Origin of the sequence: Bacillus sp. FSL W8-0183 (assembly GCF_038006825.1) — a bacterium.
Taxonomy (GTDB): Bacteria; Bacillota; Bacilli; order Bacillales; family Bacillaceae; genus Bacillus; species Bacillus altitudinis.
In genome coordinates, this window is the sequence record NZ_JBBOVY010000001.1 from 837,318 (window position 1) to 861,815 (window position 24,498).

Annotated in this window: 22 protein-coding genes and 1 pseudogene; 15 read left to right on the top strand and 8 right to left on the bottom strand. The window is 42.6% G+C overall.

The window, feature by feature from the left end:
• Window positions 1–43 precede the first annotated feature (43 nt).
• The 7 genes from ribD (at window position 44) to NSQ64_RS04360 (ending at window position 10,904) form a co-directional block, all read left to right on the top strand.
• Window positions 44–1,126 carry a bifunctional diaminohydroxyphosphoribosylaminopyrimidine deaminase/5-amino-6-(5-phosphoribosylamino)uracil reductase RibD gene (ribD, locus tag NSQ64_RS04330; RefSeq protein ID WP_341015253.1) on the top strand — a complete coding sequence of 361 codons (1,083 nt, stop codon included), beginning with the start codon at window positions 44–46 and terminating at the stop codon, window positions 1,124–1,126.
• A 115-nt stretch (window positions 1,127–1,241) separates the two neighbouring features.
• Window positions 1,242–4,172, top strand: coding sequence for an exosporium glycoprotein BclB-related protein (locus tag NSQ64_RS04335; RefSeq protein WP_341015255.1), 2,931 nt, complete (start codon window positions 1,242–1,244; stop codon window positions 4,170–4,172).
• A gap of 142 nt (window positions 4,173–4,314) precedes the next feature.
• Window positions 4,315–5,910 carry a sensor histidine kinase gene (locus tag NSQ64_RS04340; RefSeq protein WP_024719339.1) on the top strand — a complete coding sequence of 532 codons (1,596 nt, stop codon included), beginning with the start codon at window positions 4,315–4,317 and terminating at the stop codon, window positions 5,908–5,910.
• Window positions 5,911–5,913: 3 nt separating this feature from the next.
• Window positions 5,914–6,612, top strand: coding sequence for a response regulator (locus NSQ64_RS04345; protein ID WP_025206910.1), 699 nt, complete (start codon window positions 5,914–5,916; stop codon window positions 6,610–6,612).
• 2 nt (window positions 6,613–6,614) lie between these two features.
• On the top strand, window positions 6,615–7,592 hold the full coding sequence (locus NSQ64_RS04350) for a tripartite tricarboxylate transporter substrate-binding protein (protein ID WP_268418173.1): 978 nt from the start codon (window positions 6,615–6,617) through the stop codon (window positions 7,590–7,592).
• A gap of 191 nt (window positions 7,593–7,783) precedes the next feature.
• Complete coding sequence (locus NSQ64_RS04355; RefSeq protein WP_024719341.1) at window positions 7,784–9,082, top strand: citrate:proton symporter; 1,299 nt, start codon at window positions 7,784–7,786, stop codon at window positions 9,080–9,082.
• A gap of 181 nt (window positions 9,083–9,263) precedes the next feature.
• Entirely contained in the window at window positions 9,264–10,904 is a 1,641-nt protein-coding gene (locus NSQ64_RS04360) for a M14 family metallopeptidase (RefSeq protein ID WP_061418322.1), read from the top strand.
• Window positions 10,905–10,967: 63 nt separating this feature from the next.
• On the opposite strand, the gene NSQ64_RS04365 is transcribed toward NSQ64_RS04360, so the two are convergent.
• Window positions 10,968–11,453, bottom strand: a complete 486-nt coding sequence (locus NSQ64_RS04365; RefSeq protein WP_008341777.1) for a phenolic acid decarboxylase — start codon at window positions 11,451–11,453, stop codon at window positions 10,968–10,970.
• A 113-nt stretch (window positions 11,454–11,566) separates the two neighbouring features.
• Between NSQ64_RS04365 and NSQ64_RS04370 the strand changes: the two genes are divergently transcribed.
• The 3 genes from NSQ64_RS04370 (at window position 11,567) to NSQ64_RS04380 (ending at window position 13,861) form a co-directional block, all read left to right on the top strand.
• Complete coding sequence (locus NSQ64_RS04370; protein ID WP_039168079.1) at window positions 11,567–12,124, top strand: PadR family transcriptional regulator; 558 nt, start codon at window positions 11,567–11,569, stop codon at window positions 12,122–12,124.
• 104 nt (window positions 12,125–12,228) lie between these two features.
• Window positions 12,229–13,335: a nitric oxide synthase oxygenase gene (locus NSQ64_RS04375; protein WP_047946767.1), complete on the top strand. Its 1,107-nt coding sequence runs from the start codon at window positions 12,229–12,231 to the stop codon at window positions 13,333–13,335.
• A gap of 100 nt (window positions 13,336–13,435) precedes the next feature.
• Window positions 13,436–13,861 carry a hypothetical protein gene (locus tag NSQ64_RS04380; protein ID WP_341015262.1) on the top strand — a complete coding sequence of 142 codons (426 nt, stop codon included), beginning with the start codon at window positions 13,436–13,438 and terminating at the stop codon, window positions 13,859–13,861.
• Window positions 13,862–13,875: 14 nt separating this feature from the next.
• On the opposite strand, the gene NSQ64_RS04385 is transcribed toward NSQ64_RS04380, so the two are convergent.
• A complete protein-coding gene (locus NSQ64_RS04385) occupies window positions 13,876–14,148 on the bottom strand; it encodes an acylphosphatase (RefSeq protein WP_061418328.1) in 273 nt (90 codons plus the stop codon).
• A gap of 122 nt (window positions 14,149–14,270) precedes the next feature.
• Here NSQ64_RS04385 and NSQ64_RS04390 point away from each other — a divergent pair, with 122 nt between their 5' ends.
• The gene (locus NSQ64_RS04390; RefSeq protein WP_341015266.1) at window positions 14,271–14,921 is read left to right on the top strand and encodes an MOSC domain-containing protein; all 651 of its coding nucleotides are present in this window, start codon (window positions 14,271–14,273) and stop codon (window positions 14,919–14,921) included.
• A 41-nt stretch (window positions 14,922–14,962) separates the two neighbouring features.
• Here the strand turns inward: NSQ64_RS04390 and NSQ64_RS04395 are convergent, their stop codons facing one another.
• The 3 genes from NSQ64_RS04395 to map form a co-directional block, all read right to left on the bottom strand.
• Window positions 14,963–15,100, bottom strand: a complete 138-nt coding sequence (locus NSQ64_RS04395) for a YflJ family protein (RefSeq protein ID WP_008341771.1) — start codon at window positions 15,098–15,100, stop codon at window positions 14,963–14,965.
• A gap of 134 nt (window positions 15,101–15,234) precedes the next feature.
• A complete protein-coding gene (locus tag NSQ64_RS04400; RefSeq protein WP_008341770.1) occupies window positions 15,235–15,396 on the bottom strand; it encodes a hypothetical protein in 162 nt (53 codons plus the stop codon).
• 123 nt (window positions 15,397–15,519) lie between these two features.
• Window positions 15,520–16,269, bottom strand: a complete 750-nt coding sequence (map, locus tag NSQ64_RS04405) for a type I methionyl aminopeptidase (protein ID WP_008341769.1) — start codon at window positions 16,267–16,269, stop codon at window positions 15,520–15,522.
• 190 nt (window positions 16,270–16,459) lie between these two features.
• On the opposite strand from map, the gene nagE reads away from it, so the two are divergent.
• Window positions 16,460–17,824 carry an N-acetylglucosamine-specific PTS transporter subunit IIBC gene (gene nagE / locus NSQ64_RS04410; protein WP_341015270.1) on the top strand — a complete coding sequence of 455 codons (1,365 nt, stop codon included), beginning with the start codon at window positions 16,460–16,462 and terminating at the stop codon, window positions 17,822–17,824.
• An 18-nt stretch (window positions 17,825–17,842) separates the two neighbouring features.
• Here the strand turns inward: nagE and NSQ64_RS04415 are convergent.
• Window positions 17,843–18,121, bottom strand: a pseudogene (locus NSQ64_RS04415) (DUF817 family protein); the annotation flags it as partial.
• 82 nt (window positions 18,122–18,203) lie between these two features.
• On the opposite strand from NSQ64_RS04415, the gene NSQ64_RS04420 reads away from it, so the two are divergent.
• Complete coding sequence (locus NSQ64_RS04420; RefSeq protein WP_326377200.1) at window positions 18,204–18,671, top strand: DUF4944 domain-containing protein; 468 nt, start codon at window positions 18,204–18,206, stop codon at window positions 18,669–18,671.
• Between the two features lie 368 nt (window positions 18,672–19,039).
• Window positions 19,040–19,543 (top strand): DoxX family protein, encoded by a 504-nt coding sequence (locus NSQ64_RS04425; RefSeq protein ID WP_017366814.1) that lies wholly within the window; start codon window positions 19,040–19,042, stop codon window positions 19,541–19,543.
• Between the two features lie 42 nt (window positions 19,544–19,585).
• Here the strand turns inward: NSQ64_RS04425 and NSQ64_RS04430 are convergent, their stop codons facing one another.
• Together NSQ64_RS04430 and NSQ64_RS04435 are read right to left on the bottom strand one after the other, a co-directional pair.
• Entirely contained in the window at window positions 19,586–20,173 is a 588-nt protein-coding gene (locus NSQ64_RS04430) for a YjgB family protein (RefSeq protein WP_341015275.1), read from the bottom strand.
• Window positions 20,174–20,275: 102 nt separating this feature from the next.
• A complete protein-coding gene (locus tag NSQ64_RS04435) occupies window positions 20,276–22,258 on the bottom strand; it encodes an LTA synthase family protein (RefSeq protein ID WP_341015277.1) in 1,983 nt (660 codons plus the stop codon).
• A gap of 578 nt (window positions 22,259–22,836) precedes the next feature.
• Between NSQ64_RS04435 and NSQ64_RS04440 the strand changes: the two genes are divergently transcribed.
• Complete coding sequence (locus tag NSQ64_RS04440) at window positions 22,837–24,495, top strand: pyridoxal phosphate-dependent decarboxylase family protein (RefSeq protein WP_341015279.1); 1,659 nt, start codon at window positions 22,837–22,839, stop codon at window positions 24,493–24,495.
• Window positions 24,496–24,498 lie beyond the last annotated feature (3 nt).

Below are 24,498 nucleotides of genomic sequence, written 5' to 3' on the forward strand. Positions count from 1 at the left end.
TTCTGAAGGAGTTCTTTCCCTTGAGAGAAGAAAGGAGCCCGAGATGAAAGACGATGTTTTTTATATGAAGCTGGCGATTGCCAACGCGAAGGCGATGAAAGGACAAACCTCACCCAATCCGCTTGTTGGTGCAGTGATTGTTCAGAGCGGTGAGATCGTTGGGATTGGTGCGCACATGAAGGCGGGCGAGCCTCATGCTGAAATTCATGCGCTGCAAATGGCAGGAGAAAAGGCGAAGGGAGCTGACATGTATGTGACACTCGAACCTTGTACACATCACGGAAAAACAGGCCCTTGCACCGAAGCGATCATCAAAAGTGGAGTGAAGAAAGTGCTGATTGCCACCCGAGATCCGAATCCGGTTGTTGCAGGTAAAGGAATTGCCTTTTTGAAAAAGGCTGGAATTGAAGTGGAGCAAGGTATATGTAAACAGGAAGCAGATCGTTTAAATGCGCCTTTTTTTCATTTGATGCAAACAAACCTTCCTTATGTCATTTTAAAATCAGCTATTTCGATAGATGGGAAAATTGCTACGGCTGATCAAGAAAGCAAATGGATCACTGGAATAGAAGCGAGAACAGAAGTGCAGCGCTTACGTCAAGAAGTAGATGCGGTGCTGACAGGAGTGGAAACGATTATTCAAGATGATGCCGGCTTAATTGTAAAGGATTCATTCAACCATCAGCCCATTCGTGTCATTTTAGATTCAACATTAAGGATACCGCTTCATGCCAAATGCTTAACAGATCATAGGGCAGAAACCATAATTTGTACATCACAAGATTATGATCATCAAAAGTATCAACAGTTGATACAAAAAGGTCATCAAGTATTTGTCACAAGCGGAGAACACCGGACAGATCTTCAGGATGTGTTACACCTGTTGAAGAAGCGCTCTGTGATGTCAGTGCTTGTAGAGGCAGGGGGCAGTGTGAGTGCGTCATTTTTAGAAGCATCACTTGTGAACGAAGCTGTTATCTATATGGCACCTTTATTAATCGGAGGGAAAGATGCACCTACTTTTTTTGAAGGAGAAGGCGTGAAAAAACTAAAAAAGGCGATCCGTCCAGCGGATATTGAATATAGTATGGTAGGAAAAGATTTAAAAATGACGATGACATTTTAACGAATGAGAAAGGCCTTGTACGCAGAGTGCAAAGCCTTTTTAAATTTTTTATAAAAATAAAATTGTACATACACCTATCCTGATCATGATGAATACGATGAATGGGGGTGATTCCATGAGAAGATGTAGACAGTGCGGAAAGACATATCCAACTCATTCGACAGACCACTACCAAAAAGGAAGCTGGTATGATGCGTATAAGGATGATGGCTGGGAATGTGATAGTTGTAAAAAAGGAAAGTCAACAAAGCCAGGAAAACCGGTAAAAAACCCATGCTGCGGAAAAGATCCTTGTGTTTGTGTCATTCAAGGACCGCAAGGGGGAAGAGGAAGAAGAGGTCCAGCAGGTCCGGTGGGTCCAGTAGGTCCGGCGGGGCCAGTTGGACCGGCAGGAGCCACCGGAGCGACCGGTCTAGGCTTAGACGGCATCGTGGCATTTGATCCAGCGTTAGAATCAACCTATAGAGTAGGTCAGGTAGTGACATATGATGGAAGCACGTATTTGGTCATTTCAGAACCTCCAGCAGGTGCGCCGGATACGTCGCCAAATTATATATTGTTAGCTGCTGCAGGTGAAACGGGAGCCACAGGAGATACGGGAGCCACGGGAGCAACAGGAACAGGAGCGACCGGCGCTACTGGAGATACAGGCGCAACCGGAGCGACAGGAGCCACGGGAGATACGGGCGCCACGGGAGCAACAGGAACAGGAGCGACCGGTGCTACTGGAGATACAGGTGCTACCGGTGCGACAGGAGCGACCGGAGCCACAGGAGATACGGGTGCCACGGGAGCAACAGGAACAGGAGTGACCGGCGCTACTGGAGATACAGGCGCAACCGGAGCGACAGGAGCAACAGGAGATACGGGAGCCACGGGAGCAACAGGAACAGGAGTGACCGGCGCTACTGGAGATACAGGCGCAACCGGAGCGACCGGAGCCACAGGAGATACGGGAGCAACAGGAACAGGAGCGACCGGTGCTACTGGAGATACAGGCGCAACCGGAGCGACAGGAGCAACAGGAGATACGGGAGCCACGGGAGCAACAGGAACAGGAGCGACCGGCGCTACTGGAGATACAGGCGCAACCGGAGCGACAGGAGCAACAGGAGATACGGGCGCAACCGGAGCAACCGGAGCCACAGGTGCAACGGGAGATACGGGAGCGACCGGAGTAACCGGAGCTACAGGTGCAACAGGAGATACGGGAGCGATCGGAGTAACCGGAGCCACAGGTGTAACGGGAGATACGGGAGTAACCGGAGCTACAGGTGCAACAGGAGATACGGGAGCGACTGGAGTAACCGGAGCTACAGGTGCAACGGGAGATACGGGAGCGACTGGAGTAACCGGAGCCACTGGCGCTACGGGAGATACAGGAGCGACCGGAGTAACCGGAGCCACAGGAGTAGGGTTAGCTGGTATTTTGGCATTTGACCCAGCAACAGCTCCAACCTATCCAGTAGGTCAAGTGGTGACATATGAAGGTGGAACTTATGTCGTAAATACAGCACCACCAACCGGCACACCAGATACGTCTCCAGATTATACGTTATTGGCAGCCGCAGGTGTGACAGGCGCCACGGGAGATACAGGAGCGACCGGAGTAACCGGAGCCACGGGTGCAACGGGAGTAACCGGAGCTACAGGTGCAACAGGAGATACGGGAGCGACTGGAGTAACCGGAGCTACAGGTGCAACAGGAGATACGGGAGATACGGGAGTAACCGGAGCTACAGGTGCAACAGGAGATACGGGAGATACGGGAGTAACCGGAGCCACAGGTGTAACGGGAGATACGGGAGTAACCGGAGCCACAGGTGTAACGGGAGATACGGGAGCGACCGGAGTAACCGGAGCCACGGGTGCAACGGGAGATACGGGAGCGACTGGAGTAACCGGAGCCACAGGTGTAACGGGAGATACGGGAGCGACCGGAGTAACCGGAGCTACAGGTGCAACAGGAGATACGGGAGCGACCGGAGTAACCGGAGCTACAGGTGCAACAGGAGATACGGGAGCGACCGGAGTAACCGGAGCCACAGGTGTAACGGGAGATACGGGAGCGACCGGAGTAACCGGAGCCACAGGTGTAACGGGAGCGACCGGAGTAACCGGAGCTACAGGTGCAACAGGAGATACGGGAGCGACTGGAGTAACCGGAGCCACAGGTGCAACGGGAGATACCGGAGCCACCGGAGTAGGGTTAGCTGGTATTTTGGCATTTGACCCAGCAACAGCTCCAACCTATCCAGTAGGTCAAGTGGTGACATATGAAGGTGGAACTTATGTCGTAAATACAGCACCACCAACTGGCACACCAGATACGTCTCCAGATTATACGTTATTGGCAGCCGCAGGTGTGACAGGCGCCACGGGAGCAACCGGTGTCACCGGAGATACAGGTCCAACAGGAGCGACCGGAGTAACCGGAGCCACAGGTGTAACAGGAGATACGGGTGCAACAGGGGCTACAGGAACAGGAGCCACGGGCGCAACCGGTGCAACAGGAGCCACAGGTGCGACAGGATCAAGTGCGATTATTCCATTTGCATCTGGTACACCAGCTGTTTTAACCACAATCGCAGGCGGTCTAGTTGGAACATCTAGCTTGGTCGGATTCGGTAACTCGGCGACAGGTGTCAGTATTGTAGGCGGAATCATTGATTTAACCGGAGCAGCAGGCACATTGTTGAACATGGCATTCTCCGTTCCAAGAGCTGGAACCATTACGTCATTTGCCGGCTATTTTAGCACGACTGCAGCCCTTTCTTTAGTTGGCACGAGTATTACTGTAACTGCTAGTCTGTTTGCTTCACCGACACCAAATAACAGCTTCACTCAAGTAGCGAGCGTCACATTGGCTCCGGCGTTAACCGGGATTTTAACGCTAGGGGCTATTACAAACGGCATCGCTACTGGTTTAAATGTACCAGTCACACCAGAAACAAGATTACTTGTCGTATTCTCGGCATCAGCTACAGGTCTTTCTTTAGTGAATACTGTAGCAGGCTATGCAAGTGCTGGTTTATCCATCACGTAATAGGCACACAGGGATGACTCAATACTGAGTCATCCTTTTTTTGTCTGTGTGAATTTTCTCTTAACTTCATGAGAAAAAATGATATGATTTTCTTAGAGTCTATTCGGGTGAATCTACTGAATTAGGGGTTGTGGCGGTGAGGATGGGCAAAAGGAAAGTCACTTTACAAACAAAAATTTTGGGGTTAATTATTGGTCTTTTACTTGTTGTTATTGCCTTATTGACCATTTGTTTTGGTTTTTTGCAGACATCAGAAAGGCAGAGCCAAGCTGAACAGCTGGCGGTGCAAACTGCTAGAACGATATCTTATATGCCACCCATTAAAACATCGGTGGCCACGGGAGATTCGCAAAATGAAGAACAGGCTGTGCTTGAGCAAATGAAAGAGCAAGTAAGAGCGCATGCCATTTTTATCACCAATCAAAAAGGAAAGGTTCTTTTTCATACGAATCATGAGGATGTAGGGAAAACCATCAGTGTGTCGGAAGGAAGAAGTACACTGCTATTTGGAGGAACTTCCATATCAACGGGTGATTCTGATGGTGAAACCGTTGTCAGAGGAAGTGCTCCGATCATGAAAGAAACTGGCAGTTATGAAGAGATTATTGGGACAGTCAGTGTCGAATTTTTAAAAAGAGATATCGATCAAGCGACAGCTCATCAACTCTTCAAATTAAGTTATATTGCCCTTCTTGTTTTGCTGCCTGGGGTTTTTGGAGCGATTTTTTTAACAAGGAGTATTCGAAAAGATATATTAGGGCTTGAACCGCATGAAATTGCTTCATTATATCGAGAAAGAGAAGCGATGCTGCATGCGATTAAAGAGGGAATCATTGCATTTGACCGTAAAGGTGCCATTACGATGATGAATACGTCAGCTGAACAGATGCTACGCGTCTCTTCAACGCTGCCTCTTCATATTAATCAAGTGTTGCCAAATGCCAATCTTCTTTCCTATCTAAAGGTAGAGACGATTGAACCTAACATAGAATCAGTCGTCAATGATAAAACCTTCGTGCTAAATGTCAAAAAAGTGGTGCAGGACAATCGAGTATTTGGAGGAATTGTGAGTTTCAGGGAGAAAACCGAGCTGACAAAGCTGCTGGATACATTGACAGAGGTCAGTCAATATTCAGAAGACTTGAGAGCACAAACACACGAATTTTCGAATAAACTGTACGCTATTTTAGGCTTGCTTGAGTTGAAACAAGTGGATGAAGCCATTGAGTTAATTAAAGAAGAGTATACACTTCAAAATCGCCAGCATGATTTACTCATGAAGCAAATTCGCTCTCCGAAGATACAAGCCATTTTACTTGGGAAGTTAGGAAAGGCATCTGAGAAAAAGGTTCATTTTCACATTGATGAAAATAGTTCATTGGAGCCGCTCCCAGCCCATTTAAGTTTATCTCACTTTATTACCATCATTGGCAATCTCGTAGACAATGCGTTTGAGGCTGTATTGAATAAAGAAAAAAGAGAAGTCAGCTTGTTCATCACAGATATTGGATTTGATATTATCATAGAGGTATCTGATTCAGGGGACGGTGTAGATGAAGGAGCCATTTCACAACTTTTCACAAGAGGACATTCATCAAAGGGAGAAGGGCGAGGTTATGGACTTGCCAATGTCAAAGAAGTGCTAGATGAACTTGGGGGCTGGATTGAAGTTGCGAACCAAAAAGAAGGCGGTGCCATCTTCACTGTTTACATACCGAAAGGCACAAAGGGGGAATAGGTTGTGATAAAGGTACTCATTGCGGAAGATGATTTTCGAATCGCTGCGATTCATGAATCTTATATACAAAAGGTACAAGGCTTTCAAGTGGCCGGCAAGGCAAAGAGTGCAAAGGATCTGTGGGAGGCACTTCAAAAAGAACAAGTGGATCTCATTTTACTTGATGTCTACATGCCTGATGAGCTCGGCACGAACCTTTTGCCGCTGTTAAGAGAGCGCCATCCTGAAGTGGATGTGATCATTATCACGGCTGCAACGGAAACGATGCTGTTAAGAGACGCATTGCATTATGGAGTCGTTCATTATTTAATCAAACCAGTGACCGCCCAAAAATTCACGCAGGTTTTAACCGAATATAAAGAGAAGAGAGAGTTAATCAATTCAAAAGAGGAAGTCAATCAAACGATGATTGATCTGTTTTTTGGTCAAATACAGGAAGAATCGCAGCAAAAGGATGAGCGAGACTTGCCAACAGGCATTAATTCACTGACTTTGGACAAAGTGAAAACATTCATGGCAGCAGAGATGAACGGAATTACAGCGGAAGAACTCGGAGAAAAAATGGGCGCATCACGTACAACAGCAAGACGATACGTAGAGTATCTTGTGACAACGGGAGAATGCCGGGCAGAGCTGGCGTATGGAATCATTGGTAGACCAGAACGAAAATATTATCCCGCCAAAAAACAAACGGAGTCATAAAAATGAAAAAAGGAATACTCTTACTCATTTTGGTCTGCCTTTGTACAACGCTCACCTTTAATGAAAAAACAGCAAAAGATTCTTTCCTGAAGCACAGCCCATTATATATTGTGGTATCAGGTGTACCTGATGGCGGATTTGACCAAACAGCTCAAGTGATGAAAACCGTACTAGAACAAGAAAAGCTGGTGAAGGAGCCTGTGCATATTCTTTATCAAAGAGGTGGAACGGTTGATAAAGGATGGACCTATATGATGGAGCGAGATGCCAATTATATCAGTTTAAATTCAAGCTTATTATTAAGCCGTAATTTGCTGGGCAGCAGTAACGTGACCATGAATGATGTCACCCCGCTTGCTATTCTTGCGGAAGAGTGGCAGGTAGTCGCAGTGCCAGTTGATTCTCCTTTCTCAAATGGAAAAGAGCTATTACACGCATTAAAAAAGAAACCAGATTCCTTAAAAATTGGGTTTGCCCCGGACTTTGGAAATGATGATCAAATCTCATTCGCACGGGCTGCCGAAATGGCAGGAATTGATCCGTACCGCATTCAGTTTTTAAAATTTGATAGTGCAGATGATTTATTCCAAGCACTCATTGACCATGAGGTGGATGCGGCAACTACGACCATTACGGAGGTTCGCCATGATTATGAAAAGAAAAGACTGAAGCTTGTTGCGACCACAACGAATCAGCGTTTAGAAGGATTCAAAGACGTGCCCACTTGGAAAGAACAGGGGATTCCGCTCATCTTCTCTCATTGGCGTGGTGTGATGGGACCAAAGCAAATGAATCAGCACGACATTCGAGCATGGGATCAGCTTCTTCAAAAAATGACGCAAACGAAGTCATGGAAAAATCAGTTAAAACAAAAAGGCTGGACAAGCCGTTATATGAACAGTAAAGAAGCAAAGGTCTTTATGGAAGATCAATTAAGGCGATATGAGCAATTTATACAAGGAGAACAAGCGGTCAAATGAGACCGCTTTTTTTCATGGAAGCAACAAACAACAACGATTGCACAAAATGAACAAAAAGCATTTATCGACCAAAAAAGAATTAAAATTCATAATATTTACTTCAATTCAGGCGTCAGATATCATGACAGAAAGGGTTGGAAATGGGATACCAACATTTAATGAAAGCGTATACAACATAAGGGGTGAACAAAATGTTAGCGATCTTAGGATTTCTTATGATGGTTGTATTTATGGTTTTAATTATGACGAAACGTATGTCTGTTCTAACGGCATTGGTATTAACACCGATTGCATTTGCTCTTATTGCAGGTTTTCATTTTACAGAAATTTCAGACATGATTGTCAAAGGTGTACAGCAAGTTGCACCAACGGCGGTCATGATCATGTTTGCCATTTTGTACTTCGGGATTATGATTGATGCAGGTTTATTTGATCCGATGGTGGCAAAAATTTTAAACATCGTCAAAGGCGATCCATTAAAAATTGTTGTCGGAACAGCTGTCCTGACGATGCTTGTCGCACTTGACGGTGATGGAACCACAACGTACATGATTACAACAACAGCCATGCTTCCGTTATTTACACTGCTTGGCATTCGTCCGATTATTTTAGCGGGTATCGCCGGAGTCGGCATGGGGATTATGAATACGATTCCATGGGGAGGGGCAACACCTAGAGCGGCAAGTGCACTTGGCGTTGATCCATCACTTTTATTTGGCCCGATGATTCCAGTCATTGGCGCAGGGGTTTTGAGCATGATTGTGGTGGCATACTTTCTTGGGAAGTCTGAAAGAAAACGTCTTGGTGTTATTGAGCTCGAACAGCCGATTCATGCCAATGAAATGGCAGCGGCTCTGCAAGATGATATTAAGCGACCGAAACTTTGGTGGTTTAACCTGACACTGACTTTGCTATTGGTTCTCTTGCTTGTGTCAGGAAAAGTAAGCTTAACGGTTCTGTTTGTTCTTGCCTTCTGTGTTGCCATTATCGTGAACTATCCGAATTTAGAGCAGCAGCGTGAGCGGATTGCGGCTCATTCAACAAATGTTTTGGCGATTGCTTCGATGATTTTTGCGGCAGGTGTTTTTACAGGCATCTTAACTGGGACGAAAATGGTTGATGAAATGGCGATTTCGATTGTTTCAGCTATTCCAGAGCAGCTTGGCGGGTTTATTCCAGTCATTGTCGCGCTAACAAGCGGGATCTTCACTTTCTTTATGCCGAATGATGCATACTTTTATGGGGTACTGCCGATCCTATCAGAAACAGCGGCAGCATACGGTGTCGATAAAATTGAGATTGCGAGAGCATCTATCATTGGTCAGCCGATTCATATGTTAAGCCCACTTGTTCCATCGACTCATTTACTTGTTGGACTCGTTGGGGTATCACTAGATCAGCATCAGAAATTTGGCATGAAATGGGCGGTTCTTGCAGTCGTCGCCATGACAGTGATGGCGGTTCTCATTGGGGCCATTTCGATCTGGTAATGAGAAGAGTGTCTGCTGCTTATGCAGGCGCTCTTTTTTAGGTCCTATTGCAGGGCAAGCTCCATTCATTTGCCCTATATAAAGCCATACATGATTCCTCCAAAAGATATATTTTTGAAAAATGCTGACACTTTTGCTGTTTTTTTCTTTATAATGCAAATCAACGAAGGGAGAGGATAGCATGTCCAAACAGAAAAGTACCATTCTTTTTGCTGCTGTATGCCTCATGGCAGGAAGTTTGTCGATGGTGACCCCAGCTTCAGCGAATGCAGAGACCCCTTATTATGGAAAAAGCTATGAGCAGCCAGCCTCGGTTCAAAAACTGTATCCTGAGCCTGACGAAACGTTTGATACCCCTGCTTTTCAGAAAAAAGGAAAAGTATTTACCACACAAGAAGAGCTTCAAGATTTTTTACGTGACATTGTCAGTAAAAGTCCTTACGCCACGCAGAAACAGATTGGAACATCCATTGAAGGCAGGTCCATTCCAGCCCTCTATTTTACAAAGGATCGTCACATCTCTCCACTGTCAAAAAAGCCAACGATCTGGCTTCAAGCACAAATACATGGAAATGAACCAGCCTCCGGTGAATCTGCCCTTGTCATCGCTAAACGACTAGCAGGTGATGAAGGAGAGCGCATACTGAGCCATGTCAACGTCATCATTGTCCCAAGAATCAACCCAGATGGTTCTTATGCATTTGACCGCAGGCTTGCAAACGGAATGGATGGCAACCGTGACCACATGACACTAGAATCTCCAGAGCTGACAGCCCTTCATCAAGAATTTAATCGCTATGCGCCCGAGGTCGTCATTGATGCCCATGAATATGATGTCGGTCAAAAGCAGTTTGAAGATATCGGTGCATCAGGTGCTCTCAAGTATCACGATTTGCTGATATTATCCGGTAAGAATTTGAACATTCCTGAAAGCATTCGTTTCACGTCAAATGAATTGTACGTCAACGGAGTACGTGAAACATTGACGAATAAAGGATTTTCCAACGATTTATATTATACAAACACAAGAGGGAAGGACGGAAAGATCGACCTTTATGAAGGCGGAACCGATGCACGAATTGGCCGAAATGCCCTGGCGCTTTCACCAGCTTTATCATTTCTTGTAGAAAGTAGGGGGATTGGAATTGGCAGAGAGGACTTTACTCGGCGTGTGGCAGCACAAGTCACCACTCATGAAAAAATCATTGAGACAACAGTGAAGCATGCTAAGCAGGTGAAGCAGCAAATGGTGACGGAGCGGCTGAAACTTGTGAAAAAAGGTCTTCAATCAAACGATGATGATCAAGTGGTCATTCAAGATGCTTTCAAGGCGCCTGTGAACGATTCACTTGAAATGGTGGATATTGAGAAAGGACAAACCACCAATGTCCCAGTGCGTTTTCATAGTGCAAGTGATGCGGTTCCTGTATTGACAAGAGAACGGCCAACAGCTTATCTCATTCTCCCTGGACATGAAGGGGTAGATCGAAAACTTAGAACTTTAGGGCTGAAAAGTGTGACTTTGCCAGTTGGCATGAAAGTACCAGTTCAAGCCTATGAGGTGACAAAACGAGCGGAAACAAGCAAAACAGATATTCAGCTTGAAACGAGACTCGTTGAAAAGAAACGTCAACTGCCAAAAGGAACAAAGGTATATGTGACTGCACAGCCAGAGACCAATTTGTTGTCACTTGCCCTTGAACCAGAATCAAAAGACAGCTATATGTCATCAGGTTTTATTGCATCGAAAGTAGGCGATGAACTACCAGTTTACCGATTCTTGTTATCTCAAAAGACGTTAGGTATAAATAAAAAGGACTAAAATCAAGTTCATTTTAGTCCTTTGTCAACCATCCTAGAAGCGGCACAGTGCGTGCCGCTTTTTCTATTTTCGTCCAGCTCTGATCTCATCGGTCATGCCTTCATACGGTGCTTCTGCGATAATCGTTTCATCGTTTACCCCAGCATGGTGGATGTACGTAATGTCTGCGAATTCTGGTACGACATACTTCGGATAGGTTTCATATTTTTCACGGGATTCTTTCATGAGGTCGATATAGTCATTTTGATAGCAAACGGTGATATCTGGACGTTCATGCACCCATTTTGGGAAGAAAATGACGCCATGCATGCGTTTTTCCTCAGGCATAAAGTTTAAAGACACGTCTGTCCCAGTCGGTTCCGTCCAGGAAACTTTGTATACCCCTTTTGTCAGTTTCACAATATTCACTTCTTGATCACGAACCCAGCGGCCTCCAACCATTCCGCTATGAATGCGGTAATCAATGGTGTGATCATTTTTAATGTAAATCTCATATTCCCAGCCATTTTCATACGTATAAATCATATGAAGTCCAACGAATTGATCCATGTTTATTCCTTCTTTCAATTAAAATAATGTTGTTTCAAACATGTCATGATTTACATGTTTATTTTAGGGTGTATGGTATACTATTGTCAAAGAATATGCGTTGGAGGCATGTCATGAGAGTACTGAAATATGCCATTCTTGGCTTACTAGATCAGCGTGAGCTGACGGGATACGATATGAAGAAACACTTTGAAGATTCCCTTGGACAGTTTTGGAGTGCGAAGCATAGTCAAATATACCCTGAATTAAAGCGGCTAACAGAAGAGGGTTTTATTGAATTTGATATTCACATACAAGGAAAGAAGCTAGAGAAGAAGGTCTATCAAATCACTGATGCAGGAAAAAGAGAACTGCATGAGTGGTTAAGGAAAAAAGGCCCGATTCCAGACACAACAAAAGATGAATTTATGTTAAAAACGTTCTTTATCTCATCTATGGATCAAAAAGAAGCGGCCGGTCTCTTCTCACATCAGCTGCAGGAGCGAACAAAGAAAGTAGAGATGCTTGAACAGAAACTGAACGTTTTAACAGAAGAAGATCCATCTGCCCAATCACTGCATTCAACACAATTCGGGCATTATTTAGTGCTGACAAGAGCAATTGAAAGGGAAAAAGGGTATGTTCGCTGGCTCCAAAAGACCCTTGAAGTCATTGATTCATCCATTGTCTAAGGACAATCGTCGCACGATATGATAAAAAATGGTTTGAAACAAGTGAATTTATCAATAGAAACCGCTACAATGGATATATTCGTATTAAAGTGAGGCGAGTATGTTTGAGTAACCAAGAAGCGTTGTGGAATGAAGCAGAAGCTTTTATTTCTGTATGCTATGAAGAATTAGGCAAGTCAAATGAAGAAAAAGCAGCACGTCTGCATGAAATAAAAAAAGAAATTGAGTCTGACGGTATGTATACTCATACGCAGGAGGAATTAGCTCACGGGGCAAAAATGGCATGGCGCAACAGCAACCGGTGCATTGGGCGCTTGTTTTGGTCAACACTGCATGTGCATGACTGCCGGCACGTGACAACAGAAGATGAGGTGAAAGAGGCACTCTTTCATCATATTGAGTATGCGACAAATGGGGGTAAAATCAAACCGTCCATTACCATCTTCCCACCAGAGAATAAGGGACGGAAGGAAGTCGTTATTTATAATCATCAACTCGTTCGTTATGCGGGATATGAGTCGGAATATGGCATCATTGGGGACGAGGCATCACTTGAATTAACCAAGTTGTGTGAAGCGCATGGCTGGAAAGGCGAAGGCACGCATTTTGACCTTCTGCCACTTATGTTTCAGCTAAAAGATCAGCCGCCGGTTCTGTATGATCTTCCGAGAGAGATCGTTCAAGAGGTAGAGATCACCCATCCTGAATATGATGGATTCGGTGATTTAGGACTGAAATGGTATGCTGTTCCGATTATTGCTGATATGAAATTAGAAATTGGCGGCATTCATTACAATGCGGCACCGTTTAATGGATGGTATATGGGAACAGAAATTGGCGCGCGAAATCTAGCTGACGAAAACCGCTACAATATGCTGAAAAAAGTTGCTTCTATTTTAGGACTGGACACGACAAAGAATGCGTCACTTTGGAAGGACAAAGCCATTGTCGAGTTGAATGTGGCGGTTCTTCATTCTTACCGGGAAGCAGGGGTGACCATTGTGGATCATCATACAGCTGCCCATCAGTTCAAACAATTTGAAAAACAGGAAGAAAAGGCTGACCGTAAGCTGACTGGTGATTGGACATGGCTGATTCCGCCAGTATCACCAGCTGCTACGCATATCTTCCATCGTCACTATGACAATACGATCGTGAAACCGAATTATTTTTATCAGGAAAAACCCTACCACGGGACGGAAAGAGCCTAGCGAAAAGCTAGGTTTTTTTGTATGAAATGAGTCTTTTGAATGTTGTTTGATTTGGAAAATAATGGTTTAATGGCGGTGGAATCAAAAAGGGGGAATATAGATGAAAAAAATGACGTTGCTCATATTTTTGGCTGTATTCGGTTTCAACGGATTTCTACCGCTAGGTGATGAGAGAGCTAAAGCAACTACTGGAACAATGGTTCAGAATGTCATTGATTTAAAGATGACAACCGATCGTTCAACTTATACTTCGCTTCATCCTCAGGTCAACGTCAACATGACCGCAACAACAAATGAAACACTTTATTATACAGCTGCTATTCGAAAACTTACTTTCCCAGTGACACCAGTCTTTACACACGAAGGGTCTATCTCTGGACAAAACGCTTTCGCAGCACCTACTCGTTTATTATTTCCTAACAGTGGATCAGCCAACTATGATGTTCATGTGAGTCTCTACAAAGATGCTTCACGTACAACCTTGATTGGATATTATGTTGCAAACCCATTTACTGTTGTGAAATAAAGGACACACATCAACTATCCTCTAATCCGAAAGTCTTGATAATGGGCGAACTTGGTGAGCGGCTCCATGTCAAAATGTGTGACTTTTGAAAAAGGACTGCCTTTACGGACGGTCTCTAAAAAGTCAAAAACCTCCTGCTGCTCTCCTTCTACTTTTAACTCCACGTGACCCTCATCTGTGTTGCGTACCCAGCCTTTTATCCCTCGATTGACGGCTTCTCCTTGAACAAAATATCGAAAACCGACTCCTTGCACTCGTCCTTTTACAATAGCGTGATAATGAACCAATGTCATCTCTCCTTTTTTCTCATCGTAACATAACCTGCCTCGTTCCTTCACGTACCGACTATGATTTGACTGTCAAACCATGTAAAATAAAAGCAATCAGACAATCAAAGGAGATGGCGAGAGTGGGGCAGACAAGGTACGACATCGAAGGAATTCAAGTAGGACAACCTATCACCACCTATGTGAATGGTAAAGAAATCAAAACAGCCATCAACAAAAAGCGTATTCACGAGCCTGTTTATTTGAGTAAGCTCAATTTTGATGGAGATGGCCAGGGTGATTTGGTCCATCACGGAGGTCATGATAAAGCCATTTGCGTCTTTCCATATGACCACTATACTTATTTTGAGCAATTTTTAGGAGTGGCGTTACAGGAGGCAGCTTTCGGTGAGAACGTGACCGTGTATCAGCTTGTAGAGACAGAAGTCCGTATTGGAGATGTATTTCAGTTTGGGGAAGCGATTGTTGAGGTCAGCCAGCCAAGACAGCCATGTGTGAAGCTCTCTCTTAAGCATGGAAACATGAAGCTTGTGAAGGAAGTACAGCAAACGGGATATACCGGTTTTTATTTGCGTGTGCTGAAAGAAGGAATGGTCTCTCCTGATGAAGCTCTTGTGTTAGTCGAAAAAGCGCCCCATCCCATCACTGTCCACGAAGTCAATGAAGTTAAATACCGTCAAGTAGATCAAAACAGGCTGAAAGCAGTTCTTGAAGTAGATGCCTTAGCAGATGTGGTCAGGAAGTCTTTAGAAAAACGTGTTCAGCCCATATAAAAAAGCCGTACATCTGATATGGATGTACGGCTTTTCAACATTTAAGAGCTCGTTTTCTTTTGCTCAAGAAGATTTGCAAGGAAATAAGTTTTAAAGCTTTGAAGCTTTCTTCCTTCATGCTTGGTCACACCAAGCTTCTTTAATTCTTCGACATACCAGCCTTTGCTACCATAATGCATGATAGAAAACTCCTTTCAATGGAAACTGCCTGCATTGTAACATCTCAAAAAAGGACGTGAAAAGTGTGCAGGTGTTTAGAAATGAAAACTGATTCTATCTGCCTATGATCCAAGTATATGCTGGAAATAATTATTTATGAATTTGGCGGGTTGAGGGTAACAATGATCATGCCGACTGTCATAATCATGATGACAATACCGAGGTAGGTCATCATGGATTGTTTTTTCTTAATACCTACAACCGTTAAAATAATACTTTCAATAAAGAAGATAACACCGATGATGATGAACCACATATCAAATAAGACCCCTTTCGCATATCTTTGCCTATTTTACCACAGGCATTTTTGTTTAGTCGTGACAGATTCGTGAAACGGGCATGAAAAAATCCCCTCCAGTGAAGGAAGGGACCCGCTTGCTTACAGCTTTGTTAAAATAATCGGTTCGTCTTTTGTGATCACAATCGTATGTTCAATCTGTGCGACCAGGCTCTTATCAGGTGTTTTAAATGTCCAGCCGTCATCCGCTTGATATATCGATTCAGCATTTGTTGAAATGAAAGGTTCAAAGGCGATGACTGTCCCATTCTTAAACAAAGCATTATCGAATGGATCATAATAGTTCAAAATATGGTTAGGTGCTTCATGCAGGCTTTTCCCAATACCGTGTCCTGTCAAGTTCTTAATGACGGTAAATCCTTGTTCTTTCGCTGTATTGTAGACCGCACGGCCAATTTGATTTTGTCTTTTACCGGCTTTCGCGTGCTTTAATCCTTCAAGGAATGCATCCTCTGCACACTGGCATAATGCTTCAAGACGAGCATCTCCTGTACCTAAAACGAATGAAATCCCAGTATCGGAATAATATCCATCAAGCTCTGCTGAGATATCAATATTAATGAGGTCGCCCTCTTGTAAAATGGTTTTTTCACTTGGAATGCCATGTGCGACTTCATCATTGACACTGATGCAAGTCGTACCGGGGAAATCATATTCTTTTTCAGGAGCTGAATTGGCTCCATGCTCTTCTAATATTTTTTTCCCAATCAAATCTAATTCTTTTGTAGACATGCCTGGTTTCGCTTGGCTTTTCATTTCTTCTCTTGCCAAAGCGACAATTCGGCCGACTTTTTTTAAGGCTTCTAACTCATGATCATGTTTGACAATCACTGTTCATTCCCGCTTTCTATAACTTCATTCTATTCAATAGCTTACCACATTTTACGCCAAAAGAGTAAAGGCTGAGATTCGGGTGAGATGTGGACAAATTGGTATAGATAACTAGATGTGCATATGATATATTTTTTATGAACATCATGAGAGATTTGTTCATGATGATGACGAAGGGGGGAGAAATAAGATGGTGTTTCAGTTTTTTCAAAAGTTAGGAAAATCATTTATGCTTCCAATCGCTGTGCTTCCTGCAGCGGGTATCATTTTGGCTATTGGGCGTGAAGATGTATTCAACATCCCGTTTATTCATGCGGCAGGAAATGCAATTTTTGCGAATTTGGCTTTAATTTTTGCTATGGGTGTAGCGATTGGTATTTCAAAGGACGGTAACGGGGCAGCGGCGTTATCTGGAGCGATCTCTTATTTTATTTTGTCAGCTGGTACCACGTCGATCAATTCGACCAACAATATGGGGGTATTGGGTGGTATTTTGTGCGGACTTTTGGCAGGTTACGTTTACAATAAATTTAAGGACACGAAACTGCCGGAATACTTAGGTTTCTTTAGTGGAAGACGGCTTGTGCCAATTATGACAGCACTTTTTACCATTCTATTAGCAGCCGTTTTTGGATATGTATGGCCTCCAATTCAAAGTGTGATCAATGATTTGGGAGAGTGGATTTTAAGTCTTGGAGCAACGGGTGCCGGGCTGTTTGGCTTCTTTAACCGCTTGCTCATTCCATTAGGACTTCACCATGTGTTGAATAATCTATTTTGGTTTCAATTCGGTGAATTCAGCGGAGCAACAGGTGATTTAGCGCGGTTCTTCAAAGGAGATCCAAGTGCAGGTGTCTTTATGACTGGTTTCTTCCCAGTGATGATGTTCGGGCTGCCGGCGGCATGTCTCGCGATGGTTGTGACCGCAAAGCCTGAAAAACGAAAAGCAACAGCCGGTCTTATGATTGGAATGGCACTGACGTCATTTATTACAGGAATCACAGAACCAATTGAATTCTCATTTATGTTTTTATCTCCACTTTTATATGGTGTTCATGCGATATTAACTGGTCTTTCGCTCTTTATTGTCAACACCTTAGGCATTCATAGCGGTTTCGCTTTTTCAGCCGGTGCGATTGATTACGTTTTAAGTTTTGGAATTGCGCAAAAGCCCATTCTGTTACTTGTGGTTGGGGTCATCTATGGCGTGATTTACTTTGTTGTTTTCTATTTCCTAATTAAATTGTTAAAGCTAAAAACACCGGGCAGGGAAGATGATGACATCGAAGATATTTCAGGTGATGATACACATACTGTCGGAGCAAGTATGCTCGTAGAGGGACTAGGCGGCAAAGACAATATCACCACAATTGACCATTGTGCAACCCGTCTTCGTTTAACAGTAGAAGATACCAATTTATTAAATGAAGGTACATTGAAAAAAGCAGGTGCCAAAGGGGTACTGACGTCAGGAAAAACTTCCGTACAAATCATCATTGGAACAAATGTCGAATTTGTCGCCGATGATCTTCGCAAGGAAGTCGCTCGGGACTAAAAAAAGCGTTCAGCCAGTTCAAATGGGCTGAACGTTTTTTTGTTTTCGCTGTTCGATTACCAGTACAATGCTGATGACAACAAGTAAAAACCATGAACTGATTTTACCAAGATGGACGAGAGACCAAGCATGCTGCTGATTTGGATATTGCCATGCTCCTAAAAAGGTCGTGACATTTTCGGCCACCCAAATAAAAAAGCCAATCAGCAAAAACGAGATAACAAGCGGCATACGAAAGGTCGATGAACCGACCTGAAAGGAAACGGTTGTTTTTGGAGACTCAACAATTAGGAGCAAAAAAAATCACATTCACCCTTATATTTTAAATATAATTTTGGTATATTTGTATTTATTTTGATTAAAATTTAAGGAGAAAAACATGAAAATTAAAAAAGTCATTCTTCTATCAACAATATTCATTCTATTCATTACTGTAACATGCGTAATGATTTATGCGAAAAACAATTACCCAAAATTCATGGGTGAAAGTAAAGATCAGTATTGGAAAGCAGAACTAACGAGAAGTGACAAAACAAGTATAGGTCCAAATTATTATTTGGAACTTTATTGGAAAGGGAACAAAAATATAGAAAAAGAAATAAAAATTAAAACATTAAAACTAAAAATAGATGGAAAAGTATATGAAGAAAATGACAACTATGATTTGGCGGAATATGCCACAGATAAATCTGAAAATGCTCCAGATCATATAACAACATTTGATTTCATACCAGAAGAAAAGATAAAAGGACACAAATTAGAAATAGAGATAGAGTGGAAAAATCAAGATTCTGAAAAGTCATCTAATATAAAAATAAAAGAAAAAAATATAGTAAATCTTAATTAATAAGATCTTTATTAACAAAAGACAAAAAAGCAGGCTCCAGTCAGCCTGCTTTTCCTAAGCAACTATGTAATTCTTGATACCAACAGCCAATGCGCAATGACTTCAAAAGTCTCATTAGCTACCTCATCATCTTCAATCCTGATCAGATCCCATCCTCTGCAATAAGGTTTTCATACTAAATATAACCCCTTTTTACTGTCTGAAATAACTTAGACGGAAATGGCAAGGGAAAAGTTTACCTCGACTAGATATTCATGAACAATTTGTGAATATATATGTGAAAAGGATCACAAATAATATTTACATAGTATAATAAGATCATAAAGAAAATGTGAAATATTTCACATAATTTAAAAGGAGGCATCATCATGTTTACAAAATTCTTACAAACGAATGTATGGGCAGCGGTTATCCTTTTGGCAGCAAGACTTTATATCGGATGGACTTGGCTGACATCTGGTATTGGAAAACTAACAGGTGGATTCGATGCATCAGGATATTTGCAATTTGCCATAGCTGAACCTGTTGTGAAAGATGGACATCTTGTTTATCCGTTCTATGTTTGGTTTTTAGAAAATGTCGCGTTGCCAAATGCCGGACTCTTCAGTGTCATGGTCATGTGGGGAGAAATCTTAGTTGGTCTAGGACTAATTGTTGGATTGTTCACAACAACGGCAGCCTTTTTTGGAAGCGTGATGAATGTCTCTTTCTTACTAGCTGGAACCGTCTCTGTTAACCCGCTTCTTCTTCTGATCGCCGTCTTTATCATAGCAGCGAAAGGAAATGCCGGAAAATTTGGTCTTGATTATGTAGCAGGTCCAGTCCTTAAGCGAAAACTGAAAAGAAAGCCGCATTTAGAAGTGGCATCATAATAAAGAAAAGCATCCTGAGCAAAAATTCAGGATGCTTTTTATTTAGGAACCGGCTTTGATGAGGTTAATATGCACCACAGTCAGCTCGTGCTGACTGATATCTGGATCATGTCCAACGATAAATTCGAGCTCATAATCACCGGTCTGATAAACGTATTTTTTCTCTTTTGTTTGCGGGATGGTGCTGACTGAATCTGCTGGTCCAAGCTGTTTCTTTAATAGGGAAGGAGTCATTCCTCCGATATTCGTTTCTTTTTCTACATTTGTTCCAAAATAACGGATTTCGTTAATCTTGCCTTTTTTGTCATAGTGAAAAGCAAATCCAGGGTTGCCCATCTCAGCATGATACAAATCAAAGCCGCTTTGACCGGTTTCTGGATAAGGCTGTCCTAGTTTATGTCGTACGTCTTTTTTTGTTTGAACCCCTATTTTGAGTCCTTCTGCATAGTACGGCATTTGTCCTTGATGTGCTAGCTGATAAATGCTGTTTAGCGCTGCTTTCGGCCCTTGAGGAATGGACTGTTCTGTCTCCGTTTTGGTCATGGCGTGCGCTGAAATCGCCGGGCTAAAACCGAATAAGGTGGAAGAAGCGAGTGAAGCAGTCACAACAAAAGCTGCTGTTTTTTTCATGATTAATCAATCCCTCCTTCTTCAACTATACCCGGTGCCATGTGGATCAAACGTAAAAAGCCCCAGCTGATCTTGGATCGGCTGGGGCCTTAAATGAGAAAGTTATTTGGAAGACGAGCTGGATTCATCTTTGGCGGAAGAGGAATCTTTTTCATCCTGTACTTTCTTTGTGTAGTCATAATCATTGCGTTCAATTGGTGTAAAGCCTTTAGGTTTGTAGAAACGGAGTAAATCTTCCGTGACAATCTTATCAGATGTCTCTAGCATCTTTTTCACCGTTTCGTTTTCTTGTGATGCCTTTTCAGTCGGCTCGATTTTTTCACCTGTTTTGTTGCTGTAATAGTTGTTGCCTACTTTCGTGTAGTCCTTAGACACGAAGTCTCCATTTCTAAATGGCACAAGCTCTTTAAAGTTCTTCGATAAGATATCAGAACCAGACATTAAATAGTTCTTCGTATCATCTCCGAGCAGGTGGAGAAGAGTAGGCGCAACATCGACTTCACCAGAGTATTTATGAATCTGTCCGCCTTTTACGCCTGGCACATGGATAAAGAGCGGCACACGCATAAGCTGGGCATTTTCATAGTCTCCAATTTTTTCGCCAGTCACTTTTTCCATTGCTTCATTATGGTTTTCTGAAATGCCGTAATGGTCACCGTACATAATGACGACGGTATTGTCATAGAGACCAGATGTCTTCAAGTCATTAAAGAACTGTTCAATGGCTTCATCTAAATAATGAGCAGATTGGAAGTAGTTATCAACGACGGAGTCTCCGAAGTCGCCAGGTTCAAAATCAGTATCACCTTCATCCATACCAAATGGGAAGTGGTTTGACAGCGTAATGAATTTTGAATAAAACGGCTGTTTCAGATTTTCAAGCATTGGCATGGATTCTTTGAAGAACGGTTTGTCTTTCAATCCATAGTTCTTCGTATCTTGTTCATTCATATCGTAGTACTCAGAATCGTAAAATCTGTCATATCCAAAGGACTTAAACATTTCATTTCGGTTCCAGAACGTTTTCGTATTCCCGTGGAATTCAGCGGACGTGTATTGGTCCTTTTTCAAAATGCCAGGAAGCGCCTGATATGTGTTTTGAGCTTTGTTAATAAACACAGAGCCTTGTGATAATGGGAAAAGCCCCGTATCCATCATAAATTCCGCATCAGATGTCTTTCCTTGTCCTGTTTGATGGAAGAAGTTATCAAAATAAAACGTTTTGTTGTCATGGGCTAATGAATTTAGGAAAGGAGTGACCTCTTTTCCATTCACCTTGTAATCAATGACAAAGTTTTGCAGTGATTCAAGAGAAATCGTAATGACGTTCATGCCTTTCGCTTTCCCGTAATAAGCCGGGTTAGGATCAGCGCTGTTCGCCTTTAGATAATTCTCTACATCTGTTACGTCACTTGAATTTGCCAGGGCACGCTGGCTGTTTGATTTCACATTTTGAATGGCATCAAACACCGTAAAATTATAAGCACCCAAGTATTTGACTAAATAATTGCGGTCGAACGACCTTGATAAAAGCTCTGGGCGATCAATTTCTGCTGCGATTAAGTTGACAACAAAGATCAGAACAGAGGACACAAGAACGAGTCTAAACGATTTTGTTTTTTGAACAGGTACAGTCGCTGTACTTGTTTGCTGCTGTCTTTTCATGCGGACTGCTAGTACGATCAAGATGATGGTATCGAGAAAGTAAAACACATCAGTCCAACGCATGAGTGAAAATGCACTATCACCTAATTGTCCGCCATTCGTTCCTGCCTGCATCACTGTAGGCAGCGTGATAAAGTCATTGAAGAATCGATAGTACACGATGTTTGCGTAAAGTAAAAAAGACATGAAAAAGTGAATCACAATGATAGCGGCAGGCTGCCATTTTTTCTTGAACAATAAAGCAAAGCCAAGAAAGAACAAGCTGGAGCTAATAGGATTCACAAAAAGCAAAATATGCTGAAGCACATTTGATATACCAAGTTTAAATTCGATTAAATAAGCTGTATACGTCTTGAGCCATAACAAGATGGCTGCAATTACAAAGAAGCCGAGGCCCCTTTTTTGAATAAATGTTTTCATTTAAACACTCCTTTTCTCCGTTAAACGGAAGAGGCGGAACGAAAGAAAACGAACCATTAGAATATACCATGAAATGCACAAATAGAAAAGTCATAACTGGTGAGCCGGTAAAGCAGCCTGTCCGCACTAAAAATAGGAAGACATCGGAAATGTTCGATCTTCGAAAAACTTTTTATGAAATTCATCCTATTATTGACAGAAAATTCTGGTATTTTCCTGTTGCTATATCAATAAAACAGGTAAAAAGACACAAGTCTAAAGAATTAATTTGATTTCTACAATGGTGCTTTTAGGTGAATTTCCAGTGTTTATTAATGTTTATGCAGGTTAAGTATAAAAAATGAGGGAATGAATGGCTGAAATCACTGGATAATAATTCCTTCATGAAAATATATTGATATATTTTATTGCTTCATAAACATAAAGGTTTTGATGTGTAGTGTAAGGGTTTTATTCGTTTTGACGAGCGAACAAATTATCTAAATATACTTAAGCGAACAGTTCGACACTATAAACTTTTGAAACGGGGTCGATATAGACAGTGACAGGAAATCTTCCATTGAAAGGATTGATAGTATATGACTGTACGAGCACAGAACCTCGTTCAGAACTGGTTTCCGAGTGAGGACGGAAATGCAGAAGAGCGGAAAGAACTCATTAAATTAATGGAACAGATCATTTCAGGGGTCGATGACCTGAAGGATCCGAACCGTGCTCACCTAAAAGGTGAAAAGAATCGTGGGGAGGACTTTTACAAAAAGCTCACTGAAACAAGTCAAATTCCGATGAACGGACAACAAGCGGAACTTGTGAATGAAGAATTACTGAAGCTTTTACATAATCATCCATACCACACGAAGTATTTCTTCACGAACATTTTGCCAATGGCAAGTACACCAGGAATTCTAGGCATGCTGACGGCTATGCTGGTTAACGGAAACAACCTATGGGATGTGTATGGACCAGCAGGCGCAGAAGCTGAGGTCAGAGTGGTCTCAATGATGTCTAAGCTCATCGGATATGATCCAAATGTGAGCGGGGGCTACACAACATGGGGAGGTCAAGGGGCTATTTTCTCGGGGCTTCGTTTAGCAATTTCGAAAGTTGCACCGGAGTCATTACGAAAAGGTGTCCCGCAAAATCTTTATGCGTTTTGTTCTGATGCAGCACATTACAGCTTATTTAAGTCAATGGAAGCAACAGGGCTTGGCACAGACAACTTAATCAGAATTAAGACGAATAAAGATCATTCGATGGATATGGAAGATTTGCGTTGTCAAATGGAACGTGTTGCCCAAAATGGCGGAATTCCCGTTTATATTGTGGCAACAACCGGAACAACAGATGCCATTGCAATTGATGATGTCAAAGGGGTACGTGAAACGGCAGAAGCCATTGCTGAGGAGTATGGTCTCAAGGTGCCGCATATTCATGCGGATTCGGCGCTTGGTGGATTCTTTGCTTTCTTTAATGAGTATGATGTATCTGAAAACCCGCTGCAATTCTCAGACGGTGTTCTTCGTATGCTAAAAGAAATCAAAGCGAAATTCCAGCATCTTTCTCTTGCTGACACGATGTGCTTTGACTTTCAAAAGCTCGGACAAACACCGTACACATCTAGTTTATTCTTGGTGAAAAACGCTGCTGACTTAAAGCGCTTGGACCTAGAAGAACAAGAAACACCATACGTTGGACATAGAGGCTACGGGGAATACCATACCGGTTATACACTGGAATGCTCAAGAATGGGAAGCTCCATCAGCATGCTAAGTGTGCTGCTAACGTTTGGAATTGAAGGATACCAGCGCTTGCTCGGTCAATTTTTAGAGGTGAACCTTGCATTTAGAGAAGCACTTCGTCAGGAAATTCCACAAGCAGAAGTCGTCAATGATGACAATGTCGGAATGGCTACATTGTTTAGAATTTACCTAGACGGCTCTCCTCGTTTTAAGGAAGAAGTGTCTGGTGAAGCAACTGCTATGGAAATTGAGCGCAACAATGATTTGAACAAAATCCTCTTTGAAAAGCTTGGAGAGAAAAGAGACGAAATGTTCTTTGGCGATACAACGAAGTTTTTACAAGTCAATGCCAAAGAAGGTCAAGAATTCTATCTAAGTGTGAGTAAATTTTTTGTGATTTCACCTTATACGTTACCGGAGCATATCCCTCATATCGTATCTTATTTAAAAGATGTGATTGCATCTGTTTGTGGACAATTTGAAAGTGTAGAGGCTTAAATT